General features: G+C 72.7%; 16 protein-coding genes. 10 read left to right on the top strand and 6 right to left on the bottom strand.

Annotation, left to right across the window (positions count from 1 at the left end; all coding sequences use genetic code 11):
- Nucleotides 1–45 precede the first annotated feature (45 nt).
- Nucleotides 46–1,488 carry an ethanolamine permease gene (gene eat / locus ACZ7LT_RS27960; RefSeq protein WP_471238886.1) on the top strand — a complete coding sequence of 481 codons (1,443 nt, stop codon included), beginning with the start codon at nucleotides 46–48 and terminating at the stop codon, nucleotides 1,486–1,488.
- 36 nt (nucleotides 1,489–1,524) lie between these two features.
- Nucleotides 1,525–2,211 (top strand): gamma-glutamyl-gamma-aminobutyrate hydrolase family protein, encoded by a 687-nt coding sequence (locus tag ACZ7LT_RS27955; protein ID WP_471238885.1) that lies wholly within the window; start codon nucleotides 1,525–1,527, stop codon nucleotides 2,209–2,211.
- Between the two features lie 79 nt (nucleotides 2,212–2,290).
- Here ACZ7LT_RS27955 and ACZ7LT_RS27950 read toward each other — a convergent pair whose 3' ends face one another.
- The gene (locus ACZ7LT_RS27950) at nucleotides 2,291–3,202 is read right to left on the bottom strand and encodes a LysR family transcriptional regulator (protein ID WP_471238884.1); all 912 of its coding nucleotides are present in this window, start codon (nucleotides 3,200–3,202) and stop codon (nucleotides 2,291–2,293) included.
- A gap of 70 nt (nucleotides 3,203–3,272) precedes the next feature.
- Between ACZ7LT_RS27950 and ACZ7LT_RS27945 the strand changes: the two genes are divergently transcribed.
- A complete protein-coding gene (locus tag ACZ7LT_RS27945) occupies nucleotides 3,273–4,418 on the top strand; it encodes a TDT family transporter (protein WP_471238883.1) in 1,146 nt (381 codons plus the stop codon).
- Here ACZ7LT_RS27945 and ACZ7LT_RS27940 read toward each other — a convergent pair.
- From ACZ7LT_RS27940 to ACZ7LT_RS27925, 4 genes are all read right to left on the bottom strand, one after another.
- Entirely contained in the window at nucleotides 4,357–5,061 is a 705-nt protein-coding gene (locus ACZ7LT_RS27940) for a helical backbone metal receptor (RefSeq protein WP_471238882.1), read from the bottom strand. The two genes, ACZ7LT_RS27945 and ACZ7LT_RS27940, sit on opposite strands and share 62 nt — an antisense overlap.
- Nucleotides 5,058–5,615 (bottom strand): helix-turn-helix domain-containing protein, encoded by a 558-nt coding sequence (locus tag ACZ7LT_RS27935; protein WP_471238881.1) that lies wholly within the window; start codon nucleotides 5,613–5,615, stop codon nucleotides 5,058–5,060. The genes ACZ7LT_RS27940 and ACZ7LT_RS27935 overlap by 4 nt, the downstream gene beginning before the upstream one ends.
- Nucleotides 5,616–5,827: 212 nt before the next feature.
- Nucleotides 5,828–7,624, bottom strand: coding sequence for an ABC transporter permease/substrate binding protein (locus ACZ7LT_RS27930; RefSeq protein WP_471238880.1), 1,797 nt, complete (start codon nucleotides 7,622–7,624; stop codon nucleotides 5,828–5,830).
- Entirely contained in the window at nucleotides 7,617–8,699 is a 1,083-nt protein-coding gene (locus ACZ7LT_RS27925) for a quaternary amine ABC transporter ATP-binding protein (protein ID WP_471238879.1), read from the bottom strand. The genes ACZ7LT_RS27930 and ACZ7LT_RS27925 overlap by 8 nt, the downstream gene beginning before the upstream one ends.
- A gap of 270 nt (nucleotides 8,700–8,969) precedes the next feature.
- Here ACZ7LT_RS27925 and ACZ7LT_RS27920 point away from each other — a divergent pair, with 270 nt between their 5' ends.
- Together ACZ7LT_RS27920 and ACZ7LT_RS27915 are read left to right on the top strand one after the other, a co-directional pair.
- Nucleotides 8,970–9,875 (top strand): 5'-3' exonuclease, encoded by a 906-nt coding sequence (locus ACZ7LT_RS27920; protein ID WP_471239073.1) that lies wholly within the window; start codon nucleotides 8,970–8,972, stop codon nucleotides 9,873–9,875.
- 144 nt (nucleotides 9,876–10,019) lie between these two features.
- Nucleotides 10,020–10,865 (top strand): siderophore-interacting protein, encoded by an 846-nt coding sequence (locus tag ACZ7LT_RS27915; RefSeq protein WP_471238878.1) that lies wholly within the window; start codon nucleotides 10,020–10,022, stop codon nucleotides 10,863–10,865.
- 251 nt (nucleotides 10,866–11,116) lie between these two features.
- Here the strand turns inward: ACZ7LT_RS27915 and ACZ7LT_RS27910 are convergent, their stop codons facing one another.
- A complete protein-coding gene (locus ACZ7LT_RS27910; protein ID WP_471238877.1) occupies nucleotides 11,117–11,821 on the bottom strand; it encodes a MerR family transcriptional regulator in 705 nt (234 codons plus the stop codon).
- Nucleotides 11,822–11,986: 165 nt separating this feature from the next.
- Here ACZ7LT_RS27910 and ACZ7LT_RS27905 point away from each other — a divergent pair, with 165 nt between their 5' ends.
- The 5 genes from ACZ7LT_RS27905 to ACZ7LT_RS27885 all read left to right on the top strand — a co-directional run bounded on the left by ACZ7LT_RS27905 (nucleotide 11,987) and on the right by ACZ7LT_RS27885 (nucleotide 15,947).
- Nucleotides 11,987–12,907: a hypothetical protein gene (locus ACZ7LT_RS27905; RefSeq protein ID WP_471239072.1), complete on the top strand. Its 921-nt coding sequence runs from the start codon at nucleotides 11,987–11,989 to the stop codon at nucleotides 12,905–12,907.
- Entirely contained in the window at nucleotides 12,904–13,356 is a 453-nt protein-coding gene (locus tag ACZ7LT_RS27900) for an ABA4-like family protein (protein WP_471238876.1), read from the top strand. Before ACZ7LT_RS27905 ends, ACZ7LT_RS27900 begins: the two co-directional genes overlap by 4 nt.
- 4 nt (nucleotides 13,357–13,360) lie before the next feature.
- Nucleotides 13,361–14,320, top strand: a complete 960-nt coding sequence (locus ACZ7LT_RS27895; protein ID WP_471238875.1) for an ADP-ribosylglycohydrolase family protein — start codon at nucleotides 13,361–13,363, stop codon at nucleotides 14,318–14,320.
- 89 nt (nucleotides 14,321–14,409) lie between these two features.
- A complete protein-coding gene (locus ACZ7LT_RS27890) occupies nucleotides 14,410–14,553 on the top strand; it encodes a hypothetical protein (RefSeq protein WP_471238874.1) in 144 nt (47 codons plus the stop codon).
- A 245-nt stretch (nucleotides 14,554–14,798) separates the two neighbouring features.
- Nucleotides 14,799–15,947 carry an LLM class flavin-dependent oxidoreductase gene (locus ACZ7LT_RS27885; RefSeq protein ID WP_471238873.1) on the top strand — a complete coding sequence of 383 codons (1,149 nt, stop codon included), beginning with the start codon at nucleotides 14,799–14,801 and terminating at the stop codon, nucleotides 15,945–15,947.
- The last annotated feature ends 133 nt before the right edge of the window (nucleotides 15,948–16,080 follow it).

Below are 16,080 nucleotides of genomic sequence, written 5' to 3'. Positions count from 1 at the left end.
AAAGGTATGGTCCCATTCCATTGGGCCCGACGCGGGAGCTCTGCCATGACGCTGGAAGACACCACCGGGAGCGCCACACCACCCGACGACTACCTCAAGCGGCGGGCCCTTCGGCGCGGCAGCGCCGGCTGGCTGCTGCTCACCGGGCTCGGCGTCGCCTACGTCGTCTCCGGCGACTTCTCCGGCTGGAACATCGGACTCTCCAAGGGCGGCTTCGGCGGACTCGCCCTCGCCACCCTCCTGATGGGCGCGATGTACGCCTGTCTGGTCTTCGCGCTCGCCGAGCTGTCGGCGATCCTGCCCACCGCGGGCGGCGGTTACGGCTTCGCGCGCCGGGCGCTCGGCACCTGGGGCGGCTTCCTCACCGGCACCGCGATCCTCATCGAGTACATCCTCGCCCCCGCCGCGATCTCCATCTTCATCGGCGACTACGTCGAATCGCTGGGCCTGTTCGGTCTGGAGTCCGGCTGGCCCGTCTACCTCGCCTGCTTCGCGGTCTTCATCGGGATCCATCTGTGGGGTGTCGGCGAGGCCCTGCGCTTCAGCCTGATCGTGACGGCGATCGCGGTGGCCGCGCTGCTGATCTTCGCGCTCGGCGCGCTCGGCGACTTCCAAGCCGGCGGCCTCGACGACATCCCGGTCGACGAGAGCGCCTTCGGCGCCAACTCCTGGCTGCCGTACGGGCTCCTCGGGATCTGGGCGGCGTTTCCGTTCGGCATGTGGTTCTTCCTCGGGGTCGAGGGGGTGCCGCTCGCCGCGGAGGAGGCCAAGGACCCGGTCCGCTCCATGCCGAAGGCGCTCGCCCTGTCCATGTCGATCCTGGTCCTGCTCGCGGTGGTGACCTTCTTCGCGGCCACCGGGGCCCGCGGCTCGGCCGCCATCCAGGAGGCGGGGAACCCGCTGGTGGTGGCGCTCCAGGGGGACGGCGACCCGACGGCGCTCAGCCGCTTCGTCAACTACGCGGGCCTGGCCGGGCTCGTGGCGTCGTTCTTCTCCCTCATCTACGCCGGTTCGCGGCAGCTCTTCGCGCTGTCCCGGGCCGGTTATCTGCCCCGCTTCCTCTCCCTGACGAGCCGTCGCAAGTCGCCGTACCTCGGCCTGCTGATCCCGGGCGCGATCGGTTTCGCGCTCGCGGCGGGGACGGGGAACGGGGCGCGGATGCTGAACATCGCGGTGTTCGGCGCGACGATCAGCTACGCCCTGATGGCGCTCTCGCACATCGTGCTGCGGCGGCGCGAACCGCACCTGGAGCGGCCGTACCGCACCCCCGGCGGAGTGGTGACGTCGTCGGTGGCGTTCGTCCTTGCCCTGTCGGCGCTGGTGGCGACGTTCCTGGTGGACCGGGAGGCGGCGTTCATGGCGCTCGGTGTCTACGCGATCGCCCTCGCCTACTTCGCGTTCTACAGTCGGCACCGCCTGGTGGCCGGCGCCCCCGAGGAGGAGTTCGCGGCGCTGGCCGCGGCCGAGGCCGAACTGATGCGTGACTGACCCCCTCTTCGTACGGACTGTTCTGGAGGCACGACCGTGACCCTGCCGCTCATCGGTGTGACGACCTACCTGGAGGACTCCGCCCGCTGGAACGTGTGGGACCTGCCGGCGGCGCTGCTGCCGGCCGGGTACCCGCGGCTCGTGCAGGCCTCTGGAGGTCTCGCGGCGATGCTCCCGCCGGACGACCCGGCCCGCGCGGCCGAGGCCGTGGCCCGGCTGGACGGTCTGGTGGTGGCGGGCGGCGCGGACGTGGAGCCCGTACGGTACGGAGCCGAGCCCGGGCCGCGTACGGGACCGCCCGCCCGGGCGCGGGACTCCTGGGAACTGGCCCTGATCGACGCCGCGCTCGCCGCCGGCACCCCGCTGCTGGGGATCTGCCGCGGCATGCAGCTGTTGAACGTGGCGCTCGGCGGCACGCTCGTCCAGCACATCGAGGGCCACGCGGTCGAGGTGGGCGTCTTCAGCAGCCACTCCGTGACGCCGGTGCCGGAGACCCGTTACGCCTCGCTGGTCCCGGAACCCACCTCCGTCCCCACGTACCACCATCAGGCGGTCGACCTCCTCGGTAAGGGCCTGACGGTCGGCGCCTACGCGGAGGACGGCACGGTCGAGGCGGTCGAACTCCCCGGTGAACAGTGGGTCCTGGGCGTCCAGTGGCATCCGGAGATGGGCGAGGACCAGCGGGTGATGCGGGGCCTGGTCGCGGCGGCGGGCGGGCGCTGAGGGGCGGCTGAGGGGGACGGACCCCAGTCGGTGGCGCGCGGACCGGGCCCGGCTGACGCCCCACCGCCACCCGGGGCCCCTAGGTGCGGGTCAGCGCGAGGAGGTCCCGCGCCGGGCCCGTCGGGCGGGGGCCCGTCGGCCAGACCGCGCGCAGGTCGCGGGTGAGCCGGACGCCTTCGACCGGGATCTCGACCAGGCGGCGGGAGGCCAGCTCCTCGGCGACGGCCAGTTCGCTGAGGACCGCCGGCCCCGCGCCGCTGACCGCCGCCGCCTTGACCGCGGTCGTGGAGGCCAGTTCGAGCAGGGGCTCGGCGAGGCCGCCGTGGGCGGCGAGCGCCGAGTCGAGGACTTGGCGGGTGCCGGAGCCGCGTTCGCGCAGGATCAGCGGGGTGGCCGCCACCTCGGCGGGGGCGACCGAGCCCCGGCGGCGGGCCCAGCGGTGGCCGGGGGCCGTGACGACGGTCAGCCGGTCGTGGGCGACGACGACGCCGTCGAGGCCGTCCGGCACGGCCAGGCCCTCCACGAACCCGAGGTCCGCCTCGCCGCCGAGGAGCCGGGCCGCGACCGCCGAGGAATTGCCGGCCAGCAGCGAGACGGCCGTGCCGGGGCGGGCCTGGCGCAGGGCGATGAGCCACCCCGGGAGCAGGTATTCGGCGATCGTCATGGAGGCCGCGACCCGCAGCCGCGAGTCCCGGCGGTCGCGCAGCGCCTGGGCGCCCGCGTCGAAGGCCTCCGCCGCCTCGACGATCCGCCGGGCCCAGTCGGTGACCAGGGCGCCCGCGTCGGTCAGCCGGGAGCCGCGGGGTGAGCGGTCCACGAGGGCGACGCCCAGCTGCCGTTCCATGGAGCGGATCCGGCTGCTCGCGGCGGGCTGGGTGATCCCGGTCTCCTTGGCCGCCCGGCCGAGGCTGCCGTGCCGGGCGACGGCGAGGAGCAGTTCGAGGGCGCCGAGGTCGGGGACCCGGTGGGACAGGGGTACGTCGCTGCTCATAAACCCAGCTTATGACGGCATAGAGCGGTGGTCCCTGGTCGGGGCCCGGCCCCCGGGAGACGGTGGCCGCATGGCAACCGTCGCTCAACCCCGTACGTACCGCGCCGCCGCACCCCACAAGGCCAAGGCGGCGGCCGTACGGCATCTCGGACCCAACTGGTACGCCTCGGTGATGGGCACCGCGATCATCGCCAACGCGGGAGCGACCCTCCCGGTCGACGTGCCGGGTCTGCGGACCGCCTGCACCGTCGTGTGGGCGCTCTCCTTCGTGATGCTCCTGACCCTGCTCACCGCGCGCGTGCTGCACTGGACCCACCACCGCGACCGGGCCCGTGAGCATCTGCTCGACCCGGCCGTGGCCCCCTTCTACGGCTGCCTGGCGATGGCGCTGCTCGCGGTCGGCGGCGGCACGATGATCGTGGGGAAGGACTGGATCGGGCCGCAGGCCGCCCTCGCCGTGGACGCGGTGCTGTTCACCGCGGGGACGGTGATAGGTCTCGCCGCCGCGGTGGCGATCCCGTACCTGATGGTCGTCCACCACCGCGTTGAGAGCGCCTCCCCCATCTGGCTGCTGCCCGTGGTCGCGCCGATGGTGTCCGCCGCGCTCGGCCCGCTGCTGGTGCCGCACCTGCCCGCCGGGCAGTGGCAGCAGGCGATGCTGCTCGGCTGCTACGCGATGTTCGGGCTGAGCCTGCTCGCCACGCTGGTGATGCTGCCGCTGGTGTTCGGGCGGCTGGTGACGGCCGGTCCGCTGCCGCTCGCGCTCACCCCCACGCTCTTCCTGGTCCTCGGGCCGCTGGGGCAGTCGACGACCGCCGTGAACAAGTTCGCGGACGTGGCGCCCGGTGTGCTGCCCGCGTCGTACGCCGACGGGTTCACCGCCTTCGCGGTGATCTACGGGATACCCGTGATGGGGTTCGCCCTGCTGTGGCTGGCGCTGGCCGGTGCGATGGTGCTGCGGGCCCGCCGCCAGGGCATGGGGTTCGCGATGACGTGGTGGGCGTTCACCTTCCCGGTCGGGACCTGTGCGACCGGCGCCGAGGGGCTCGCCCTGCACACCGGCCTCGACGCGCTGCGCTGGCTCGCGGTCGGGCTGTACGTGGCGCTGGTGGCGGCCTGGGCGGTGGCCGGGGCGCACACCCTGCGTGGGCTGGTCAGCGGAGAGCTGCTCGCAGCACCCGGGACGCCTCGGCCAGCGACGGTCCGTACCACGTGAGGTGGCGGCCGCTGACGAGCGCGGCGGGCAGGGGGGCGAAGGCCTCCGGCCCGTCGTCGGCCGTGAAGCGGTACGGCTCGTCGGGCAGGACGACCAGGTCGGCGCCGCTCGCGCGCAGTTCGTCGAGGGGGATGCGCGGGTAGCGCTCGGTGTGGTCGGCGTAGAGGTGGCGCACACCGAGACGGCCGAGCACGTCGCCGGCGAAGGTGTCGCGGCCGAGCACCATCCACGGGCGGCGCCAGACCGGCACGACGGCCGTCCGCGGCGGCAGCGGGGGAAGGTCCGCCCAGGCGGCCTCGGCGTCGTCGAGCCAGCGGGGCCGGGCGGGGACGGCGCAGGCGCGCAGGACCCGGTCGAGCTCTTGGAAGGCCTGGTCGAGGGTGCGGATCTCGGTGACGAGGACCTCGATGCCGGCGGCGCGCAGGGCGGCGAGGTCGGGGGCACGGTTCTCCTCCTCGTTGGCCACGACGAGGTCCGGGCGCAGGGCGGTGATCGCGGCGAGGTCGGGGTTCTTGGTGCCTTTGACGCGTACGACGTCGAGGGAGGCGGGGTGGGTGCACCAGTCGGTGGCGCCGACGAGGACGCCGGGCGCGCTGACGGCGATCGCCTCGGTCAGGGAGGGGACGAGCGAGACGACCCTCATCGGTTGCCGGTGGTCTCGATGTGTTCGGCGACGGCCACCATGAGGATGCGGGTGGCAGGGTCGGTGGCCCGCCAGCGGTGGCGTACGCCGCCCGAGAGGTAAAGCGTGTCGCCGCGCTCAAGACGGTAGGCGCGGCCCTCGGCCTCGATCTCCACGGAGCCCTCGGCGACGTACATCAGCTCGTCGTTGCGGTGCTGGTACTCCCGTCCGGTGTCCTGTTCGCCGAGGAATTCCAGGGCCTGGAGCTGGTGGTGGCCGCGGACCAGGGGGCGCACGCCGGCGCCCGGCGAGAGACCCATGTCGTCGCCCGACCGTACGACGTCGACCGTACGGGCGCTGTCCGCGGCGGCAAGCAGCTCGGCGGCGGTGGTGTCCAGGGCGTCGGCGACCCGCCGGAGCGAGCGCATGCTGGGGCGGGCCCGCTCGTTCTCGATCTGGCTGAGGAAGGGCACGGAGAGACCGCTGCGCGCGGCGACCGCGGCCAGCGTCATATGGAGCGCTCTGCGTCTCCTCCGGACGGCGGCGCCCACCCGAAGCGTCTCCTTGTCGTCCATCTCTCCGGCTCCCTCCCTCTGCGTGGTGCCCGTCGTCGTCTCGCTCACTCGTCCACGCGCCCGTCCGCTTTCGTTCTCGTGTTCGTGCGCGGCCGCGTACTCGTCGGTCACCTCACCCTACGCAGCTTCGGGCCCGGGTATTCGAGAACGGCGGAAGGGGCGGGCGGCACCGAGTGCCGCCCGCCCCTTCCGCAGAGGGTCCCGCCGCGGGTCTACAGCGGGGCCATCTTGTCCACGAGGCCGGGGTTCTCCTCGAGCCAGGCGCGGACGGCCTGCTGCTCCTTGCCCTTGCCGGTCGTCTGGATCTTCGCCTCCAGGCCGGTGAGCTGTTCCTCGCTCAGGGTGAAGTCCTTGAGCCAGGCGCCGACCTTCGGATGCTCGGCGGAGAAGCCCTTGCGGGCCAGGGTGTGCACACCGTCGCCCTTGCCCCAGGTGCCCTTGGGGTCCTTGAGCTTCTTCAGGTCGTACGTGGAGTACGCCCAGTGCGGGGACCAGAGGGTGACGACGACGGGCTCCTTCTTGGCGTACGCCCGCTTCAGCTCGGCGAGCATGCCGGGGGTGGAGCCGTCGACGACCTTGTACTCGCCTTCGAGGCCGTACTCCTTGAGGACCTTGTCCTTGAGGATGCCCATCATTCCGGCGCTGGGCTCGATGCCGACGACGCGGCCCTTGAACTGTCCGCCCTTGCCCTTGAGGTCGTCGAGCGAGTCGACGTCCTTCATGTACGAGGGGACGCTCAGCTCCAGCGAGGTGGGGCCGTACCAGGAGCCGAGGTCCTCCAGCTTGTTCTGGTACTTCTGCCAGTACGTGGCGTGGGTGACCGGCAGCCAGGAGTCGGTCTGGACGTCGATCTGGCCGCCCGCCATACCGGTGTAGAGCGCTCCGGCCTCGTACTGCTGGGCGTCGACGCGGTAGCCGCGCCGCTCCAGCACCTCCTTCCAGAGGAAGGTGGAGGCGATGCCCTCGTCCCAGGGGATGTAGCCGAGGGAGATCTTCTTGCCGTGGCCGACGTCGCCGGCGCCCTTGGCCCCGGCGGCCGGCGCGCCGCCGAAGACGCCCATGCCGCCCGCGACGAGCGCGAGGACGACCACGCCGACGACGGCGACGACGGGCTGCGGGCGATGGTTCCACAGCTGCGGCCGGCGGGTCAGGGAGCGTGCCTTGGCGAGGGCGCGGCGGCCCAGCGGGGAGACCTCGCGGCCGAGCGCGCCGGTGATCCGGTCCAGGTACATGGCGAGGACGACGATGGAGACGCCGGCCTCGAAGCCGAGGCCGATGTCGACGTTGCCGATGGCGCGGTAGACGGCGCCGCCGAGGCCGCCGCCGCCGACCATGCCGGCGATGACCACCATGGAGAGACCGAGCATGATCACCTGATTGATGCCGGCCATGATCGTCGGCAGCGCGAGCGGCAGCTGCACCCGCAGCAGGGTGTTGCGGGGGGTGGTGCCGAAGGCCTCGGCCGCCTCGACGAGTTCGCCGTCGACCTGGCGGATGCCCAGTTCGGTCATGCGGACGCCGGGCGGCAGCGCGAAGACGATGGTGGCGATGATGCCGGGGACCACGCCGACGCCGAAGAAGATGATGCCGGGGATCAGATAGACCATGGCGGGCATGGTCTGCATGAAGTCCAGGACCGGCCGGACCACGGCGCTGACGGTCTTGGAGCGGGAGGCCCAGACGCCTAGCGGGACCGCGATGACGAGGGTGACGAGCGTCGCGACGAGGACGAGCGACAGCGTCGACATGGCCTCGTCCCACAGCTCGACGGAGTCGATGAGCGCGAAACCGGCGAAGGCGAGCAGGCCCCCGGCCAGTCCGCGCAGCCACCAGGCGACGACGGCAAGGATGCCGGCGAAGAGCAGCGGCTCGGGCGCGGAGAGGGCGGCGTCGATGGCGTCGTACAGACCGGTGACGACGGCGCTGATGGCGTCGAAGAGCCAGGAGAGGTGGGACTGGAGCCAGTCGACGCCGTGGTCGACCCAGTCGCCGAGGGTGAGCCTAGGCATGGGCCACCTCCTTCTCCGGCTGCGGACCGGGCCGGTCGCAGGCCGTGGGCGGTCGCTGCTCGTCGCCGATGAAACCGATCAGACGGGACTGCGGTACGACTCCGACGAGCGTGCCGTGGTCGTCCCTGACGGCGACGGGGTGCGGCACGCGCGCGCTGACCGCGCACACCTCGGCCACGGGGGTGCCGGGGGCGACGCTCTCGCAGCCGCAGTCCCCGGCGTCGGGCCGGTTCGGTGCGGTCATGACGGCCTCGGCGGTGAGCACACGGGTGCGGTCGACGTCCTGGATGAAGGAGGCGACGTAGTCGTTGGCGGGGCGGATCAGGATGTCCTCGGCGGTGCCGAGCTGGACGATCCGGCCGTCGCGCATGACGGCGATGGAGTCGCCGAGGCGCATGGCCTCGTTCAGGTCGTGGGTGATGAAGACGATCGTCTTCTTCAGCCGCTTCTGGAGCTCCAGGAGCTGGTCCTGCATGTCGCGGCGGATCAGCGGGTCGAGGGCGCTGAACGACTCGTCCATCAGGAGCAGATCGGCGTCGGTGGCGAGCGCGCGGGCCAGGCCCACGCGCTGCTGCATGCCGCCGGAGAGCTCGTCGGGCCAGGACTTCTCCCAGCCGGCCAGGCCGCACAGCTCCAGCGCCTCGGCGGCGCGGCGCTCCCGCTCGGACCGGGACACGCCCTGGACCTCCAGGCCGTAGGCGGCGTTCTCGAGCACGCTGCGGTGGGGGAAGAGCGCGAAGTGCTGGAAGACCATGCTGATCTTGTTGGCGCGGACGGCACGCAGCTCGCAGGGGCTGAGCGCGGTGAGGTCCTGACCGTCGAAGAGGACGCGTCCGGCGGTCGGTTCGAGCAGGCCGTTGAGCATGCGCAGCAGGGTGGACTTGCCGGACCCCGACAGACCCATGACGACGAAGATCTGGCCCGGTTCGACGGTGAACGAGGCGTCGATCACCGCGGCTGTGGTCCCCTCGGCGCGCAGCTCGTCGCGGTCTGCGCCGCCGTTGAGTTTGCCGACGGCTTCGTCGGGTCGTCTGCCGAACACCTTGAACAGGTGGTCGGCCTGGAGCCTGGACACATATACCTCACGCGTAGAACGAAAACGGCCCTCCCCCTAGGACTTCGTCCTGGGGGACCTACCTCCACCCCCGCGGCCGGGCCGTGGAGCGGGACGGGTTCTGCCCGTGACAGCCCGGCACACCGCCTTCCCCACGGGAAATCCGGTGCCGGGTCCACTCCGGGCCCGCGCCTGCCCGGGGGTTCGCACGACAAACGCAAAGGTGACCCGGCTCACCGACGGTGACTGTCAGTGGGGTGCGGCATCATCTGGGGTGTGACGCGACGCCTGATGCTCCTCGACACCGCTTCCCTCTACTTCCGGGCCTATTTCGGGGTCCCGGACTCGGTCCGCGCACCGGACGGCACGCCGGTCAACGCCGTGCGCGGGCTGCTGGACTTCATCGCCCGGCTCGTTCAGGACCACCACCCGGACGACCTGGTGGCCTGCATGGACGCCGACTGGCGGCCGCACTGGCGGGTCGAGCTGATCCCCTCGTACAAGGCGCACCGGGTGGCGGTGGAGACCGAGACGGGCCCCGACGTGGAGGAGATCCCGGACACGCTCTCGCCGCAGGTGCCGGTGATCGAGGAGGTCCTCGACGCGCTGGGCATCGCCCGGGTGGGGGTCGCGGGGTACGAGGCGGACGACATCATCGGCACGCTCGCGGGGCGGGCGGCGGGCCCGGTGGACATCGTCACGGGCGACCGGGATCTGTACCAGCTGGTGGACGACGCGCGCGGGGTGCGGGTGCTGTATCCGCTCAAGGGCGTCGGCATGCTCCAGGCGACGGACGAGGTGTGGCTGCGGGACAAGTACGGGGTCGACGGCCCCGGGTACGCGGACCTGGCGCTGCTGCGCGGCGACCCGAGCGACGGCCTGCCGGGGGTGCCCGGGATCGGCGAGAAGACGGCCGCGAAGCTGCTTGAGACCTTCGGCGACCTGGCCGGGATCATGGCCGCCGTGGACGACCCGAAGGCGAAGCTGACACCGTCCCAGCGCAAGCGGCTCGACGAGGCGCGGCCGTACGTGGCGGTGGCGCCGAAGGTGGTGCGGGTGGCCGGGGACGTGCCGCTGCCGGACTTCGACCCGGCACTGCCGACGGCGCCGCGCGATCCGGCGGCGCTGGAGAAGCTGGTGCAGCGGTGGGGTCTTGGCGGGGCGGTGCAGCGGCTGCTGACGACGCTGGAGCGGTGAGGGGGCGCGAGCGGTGCGGAAGGGGGCGCGTCCTGTTGGGCGCCCCCCCCGGGTGAATCCGGACGAATGCGGTCGACCGTGAAACTCCCCGCCTGAAGTGTTAGCTTAGGCAAGCCTAAGTGACCACAGTCAGGGGAGAGCGCCGTGGCAGATCAGCCGGCCCGTAAGGCACCGCAGGCCCGCGAGGCGCACGTGGTGCGCACGGAGCGGATCACCCCGCACATGGTGCGGGTGGTCCTCGGTGGGGAGGGGCTGGCGAGCTTCGGCGCCGGCGAGTTCACCGACCACTACGTCAAGCTGCTCTTCGCGGCGGACGGGGTGAGGTACCCGGAGCCGTTCGACATGGAGCGGATCCGCGCGGAGTTCCCCCGCGACCAGTGGCCCACCACCCGTACGTACACCGTGCGGGCGTGGGACGCCCTGCACTGCGAGCTGACCATCGACTTCGTCGTCCACGGCGACGAGGGCCTGGCCGGCCCCTGGGCCGCGAGCGCCCAGCCGGGCGACGTGATCCGCTTCCTCGGCCCCGGCGGCGGCTACGCCCCGGACCCGCACGCCGACTGGCACCTCCTGGCGGGCGACGAGAGCGCGCTGCCCGCGATCGCGGTGGCTCTGGAGCGCCTACCGGAGGGCTCGCTGGTCCACGCCTTCGTGGAGGTGGCGGGCCCAGAGGAGGAGCAGAAACTGACGACGGCCTCAGGCATCACCCCGACCTGGCTCCACCGCGGCGCCCGCCCACCGGGCGAGGCCCTCCTCGCCGCGGTCCGCGGCCTGGACTTCCCGTCGGGCGACGTCCACGCCTTCGTCCACGGCGAGGCGGGCGTCGTGAAGGACCTCCGCCGCCACCTCCGCCTGGAGCGCGAGGTGCCGCGCGAGCGCCTGTCGATCTCGGGCTACTGGCGACTGGGCCAGACGGACGAGGCGTGGCGCGCGGTGAAGCGCGAATGGAACGACCAGGTGGAACGGGAGCAGGAGACGGCGGGGGCCTGAGAGGCCCTCCGGGCCCCCCACCCCTCGGCGAGGAGCCGTGGGACGAAGGCTGCCTGCCGGGCGGGGGCGGCGGGCTTTCAGCGGTGGCGGGGGAAGCGCCGCGGGGCCCGGACGGCGCCCGGCAGGGCCGTGTCAGCGCGCGCCGGCCCCCGCCCGCCGTCCGCCTCAGCCGGTCGTGTCCGCGTCGGGGTCGGAGCCGGGCATGACTCAGCTCCGCCCGTCAGCCGTGGCGGGGGCGGGGGAAGCCAGCGTCAGCCCATCGCGTCGGCGTCGCGGCCGGCGTGCGGGGTCGTCCGCGGCCCGGCGCCCTCGGCGGGGGTCGCATCCGTGAGGGTGCCGTAGTGGCGGGCTGAGGCGTCGATGTGGGCCAGTCTGCGTAGGGCGCCGAAGACCGCGTCGCCGAGGACCGTGCCGATGACCGTGCTCTCCACGAGGTCCTCCCGGGCCACGCTGTGGGCGACGTACGCGAGGTCCGCGTCGGCGACCCGTTCGGCCGCGTCCGCGTACGTGTCCAGGACCGTCGCGAACCCCCCGTGCCCGACGTCCGCGAGCGCCGCCAGCGCCACCGCCAGCGCCTCCCCCGCCGGACAGTCCGCCGGCGCACGCCACCCGCGCCGCTCGACCAGCCGCGCGACCGCCGCGCGCGAGGCGGCGATACCCGGCCCCGGCTCGTCGGTGTAGCGCGGCACGACCCGGTCGGCGGCCGCGCCCAGCATCTTGTGCACGGGACGCTCCCGGTCGTCGATCGCGGCCAGCACCTCACGGATGCCCGCCACCGGCAACCCCCCGATGTCGATCAGGGCCCGGATCAACTTCAGGCGGCGTTCGTGCGTCGCGTCGTACGAGGCCTGGTTCGGGCTCGTCAGCTGCCCGGCCGGCAGCAGCCCTTCCCGTACGTAGTACTTGATCGTCGGGACCGAGACCCCGGTCCTGCGGCTCAACTCGCCGATACGCACGCTGCGTTCACCTTTCCCGTCCTTGCAAACCCGCCCCCCATCATAGATAGTCTCACTATCAGATAGCGGTAAGCGCCGCTATCCATTCATATTCGGGGGTGTTCCATGTCCACTGCCGGACCTCTGTCGTCCTGGCACCGGCCGCTCGTCTGGTTCGCGGGCTCGATGGTCGTCATGACCTTCGTGTCGATCGGCGGGCTGATCGTCGACGACCGCGTACTGACCGGCGCACCGATCTGGTTCAAGCCCTTCAAGTTCTCGGTCTCCTTCATCGCCTACTCGCTCTCGCTCGCGTGGATGCTGTCGCTGCTCATCCGCGCCCGCCGCGCCGGCTGGTGGGCGGGCACGGTCGTGGCCGTCGCGAGCGCCGTCGAGATGGTCCTGATCACCACGCAGGTCTTCCGGGGCAAGCGCAGCCACTTCAACGTCGCCACCCCACTCGACGCCGCGATCTTCGACGCCATGGGCGCCACCGTCGTCGTGCTGTGGGGCGGCGCGCTGGTCATCGCGATCCTTCTCTTCCGGGCCCGGATCGCGGACCGGGCCTCGGCCTGGGCCGTACGCCTCGGCGCGGTCATCGCCCTCGCGGGCGCGGGCGTCGGGTTCCTGATGACGCAGCCGACGCCGGGGCAGCGCGCGGCGGGCGGCCGCGACGGCTCCGACTTCGTCGGCGCGCACAGCGTCGGCGTGGCCGACGGCGGGCCGTCCATGCCCCTCACCGGCTGGTCGACGACCGGCGGCGACCTGCGGATCGGCCACTTCTTCGGCATGCACGCCCTGCAGGCCCTGCCGCTGGTCCTGCTCCTCCTGGCCGTCCTGGCGCCCCGCTTCGCCCGGCTGCGCGACGACCGCGTGCGCACCCGGCTGACGCTGGTGGCGGCGGGGACGTACGCGGCGCTCTTCGCGCTGGCCACCTGGCAGGCGCTGCGCGGCCAGTCCCTGATCCACCCGGACGCGGTGACCCTCACGACGCTCGCGCTGATCGTGGCCGCTGCGGCGGCGGCGAGCTGGGCGGCGGTGGCCGTACGGGGCCGGCCGCACGCCGCGACGGCCACCGCCGGGACCAAGGCGGGGGCGTCGGCATGACGAGCTTCCTCTTCGATCTCGCCTTCTGGCTCGCCGCGCCGCTCTGGCTGCTGATGATCTTCGCCCCGCGCTGGTCCTGGACCCTGCGCATCGCCGCCTCACCGCTGACCGTCCTGCCGATCCTCGCCGTCTACCTCGGCCTGGCGGTCCCGGTGTTCCCGGAGCTGTGGGCGACCGTGAGCCGCCCGTCCCTCGACGGATTCCGCGCCCTGACCGCGTACGCGGACGGCGCGGGCGCGATCTGGGCGCAGGTCATCGCCTGGGACCTGCTGCTGGGCCAGTGGATGTTCCTCCAGTCGCGGCGGCTCGGCCTCTCCCCGCTCCTGATGGGCCCCCTGCTGGTCCTCACCATCCTCCTCTCCCCCATCGGCCTGCTGCTCTTCCTCGCCATACGGTCCACGGCGTCGCGCAAAAGCCCGGGCTCCGCGAGGGCGAGCGGCCTAAGCTGACCGGATGCATCGCGCATCCGGCTGCGTCCTCGGGTCCGCCGTCGGCGACGCCCTTGGCGCGCCCTTCGAGTTCGGCCTGCCCGGCGTCTTCCGCGCCCGCTTCCCGGACGGCGCCGGGCGGATGTGCGGGGGCGGCGGCTGGGACCCGGGCGAGGCCACGGACGACACGCAGATGGCCGTCCTCGTCGGGGAGTCGCTCCTCGAACGGGGCGGGCTCGACCTGCCCGACCTGTTCGACCGCTTCCGGCGGTGGGCCGCGGCGGACCCGAAGGACATCGGCCTCCAGACGGAGGCGGTCCTCACCAGCGGCGCCCCTTGGGATGCGGCCGCGGACTTGCATTTCCAGCACAACGGCCGGGCCGCGGGCAACGGTTCGCTGATGCGGGCCGCCACCTCCGCGGTGTACTTCGCCGCCGCGGGTCAGGAGGCCACGACGGCGGCCGCCCGCCGGATCGCCGCGCTCACCCACGGGGACGCCGCCGCGTGGGAGGGCACGGCCGTCCTCCACTATCTAGTCCGGGTCGCCCTCGCGGGCGGGGACCCGCTCGCGGCGGTGCCGTCGGCGCTGGCGGAGGTGGCCGTGCCGCACCGGGCCCGCTGGGCCGTGGTCCTCTCCCCCACCTGGCACCCGTCCGAGGCCACCGAGTTCAACGGCGCGGTCTGGCCGTGCCTGGGCTCCACACTGTGGGCCCTGCGGACGACGGACACGTTCGAGGACGCCCTCGCGGCCGCGGTGGACCTCGGCGGCGACACGGACACGGTGGCGGCGGTGACGGGGATGCTGGCGGGCGCGGTGTACGGCGAGGAGGCGATCCCGGGCGCCTGGCTGTCGGCCCTCCACGTACCGCTCCCCGGATACGGCCGCGTCCTGCGCGCCGACGACCTGCGCGCGCTGGCACGAGCCCTGGCCACGGCGGGCCGTCCGGGTGGAACCGACCGCCGCTCACCCGCGCGGAGCACCTGAACCTCTCGCTCCGGCCGGAGCTGTGGATTCCTGGGGAGCGGGCGTACGCACCCTGCCGCGCCCGTGACCGGCGAAGGTGAGGAGCCGTCATGGCGAAGAAGAGCGCCAAGGAGCGGGCCGAGGAAGAGCGTCGGAAGCTGCAGGACGAGAAGCGGGTGGCGGAGGCGCAGGAGGAGAGGGCCGGGGAGCAGGCGGACGACGAGCCGCCGGAGCCCGAGGCTCGCGGGTCGTAGGCACCACGGCGGACGGCCCGTCGATAACACCGTATGAACAGTGCCGGTCGGGGACCGTCGCCCGTTGACGTACCGCCAAACTCCTTGTTCCACTGGCGTGATGCGTCCTGAGCTGCGGTTGGTCACGCGCGATCACATCGACTTCGGTCGAGTGTGGTCGGCGTCGTGTTGCGGTCGGTGACGACGGCCCGGTGCCGTCCCAAGACTCCATCTTCCCTTCCTCACTTGTGAGATGAGGCCGCATCATGCCTGTGGAGTTTCTCGGTATCGCCGCGACGAACGACGGTTCCGAGGTGACCGCCCGTTCGGGCGCGTCCTTCGACAAGGAGTACACGCTCAAGCTGGCGCGGGCGCACCAGGAGTACGGCTGGGACCGGGTGCTGTTCGCGTACGGCTCCGGGTCCCCGGACCCCTCGCCCGCGGCGGCGTACGTCGCGTCCCGCACGGAGACGCTGGGGATCCTGGTCGCGCACCGCCCCAACGTGTCGTATCCGACGTTCGCCGCGAAGACGTTCGCCACCCTTGACGCGATCAGCGACGGCCGGCTGGCGGTGCACTTCATCACCGGCGGCAACGATCACGAACAGCGGCGGGAGGGCGACTTCCTGACGAAGGACGAACGGTACGCGCGCACCCTGGAGTACATCCGTCTCGTGAAGCGCGCCTGGACGAGCCGGGAGCCCTTCGATCACGAGGGCGCGTACTACCGCTTCCATGATTTCGTCAGTGACACCTTCCCGGTGCAGGAGCCGTATCCGCTGGTGTCGTTCGGTGGTTCGTCGCCCGCCGCGTACGCGGCCGGGGGCGCCGAGGCGGACATCTACTGCCTGTGGGGCGAGCCGCTCGCGCAGACGGCGGAGCAGATCGCCTCGGTACGGGCGGCGGCGGCCGCGGCCGGGCGCTCCGACGTGCCGAGGATCCAGGTGGCGTTCCGCCCGATCATCGCGCCGACGGAGGAGCTGGCCTGGGAGAAGGCGCACGACACCCTGGCGCGGATCCGGGCGCGGAGGTCCGGTGGCGCGGCGAGCCGCCGTCACCCGGTGAAGGACCCGGAGAACACCGGCTCGCAGCGGCTGCTCGCCGTGGCCCGCCAGGGCGAACGCCATGACCGGGCGCTGTGGACGCCGACGGCGGCGGAGACGGGCGGGGCGGGGAACTCGACCGCGCTGGTCGGGACGCCGGAGACGGTGGCGCAGGCGCTGCTCGACTACTACGACCTGGGGGTGGAGGTGCTCTCCGCCCGCGGCTACGACCTGCTGGACGATGCGATCGACTTCGGCCGCCAGGTGATTCCGCTGGTGCGGGAGGAGGTCGCGAAGCGGGACACGGCCAAGGCGAAGGAGCGGGCGCGGGCGGCCGTGTCCGGCGCCGCCCGGGAGCGCGTCTCGGCCTGAACCGCCCGCCGGCGCAAGGGGAAGGGCCCCACGGAACGGGCGGTTTCTAGGGGTCGTTGCAACACGTGGTCGTGTTGATCAGGCCGCGAGCAGTTTATGCAGGCGCTCGGCTGGGGTTTCCCAGCCGAGCGTT

The sequence above is a fragment of the Streptomyces sp. NPDC039465 genome, from assembly GCF_055639315.1.
The sequence above is the reverse complement of the archived record's forward strand: the minus strand, read 5'-3'. Positions and strand labels throughout refer to the sequence as shown.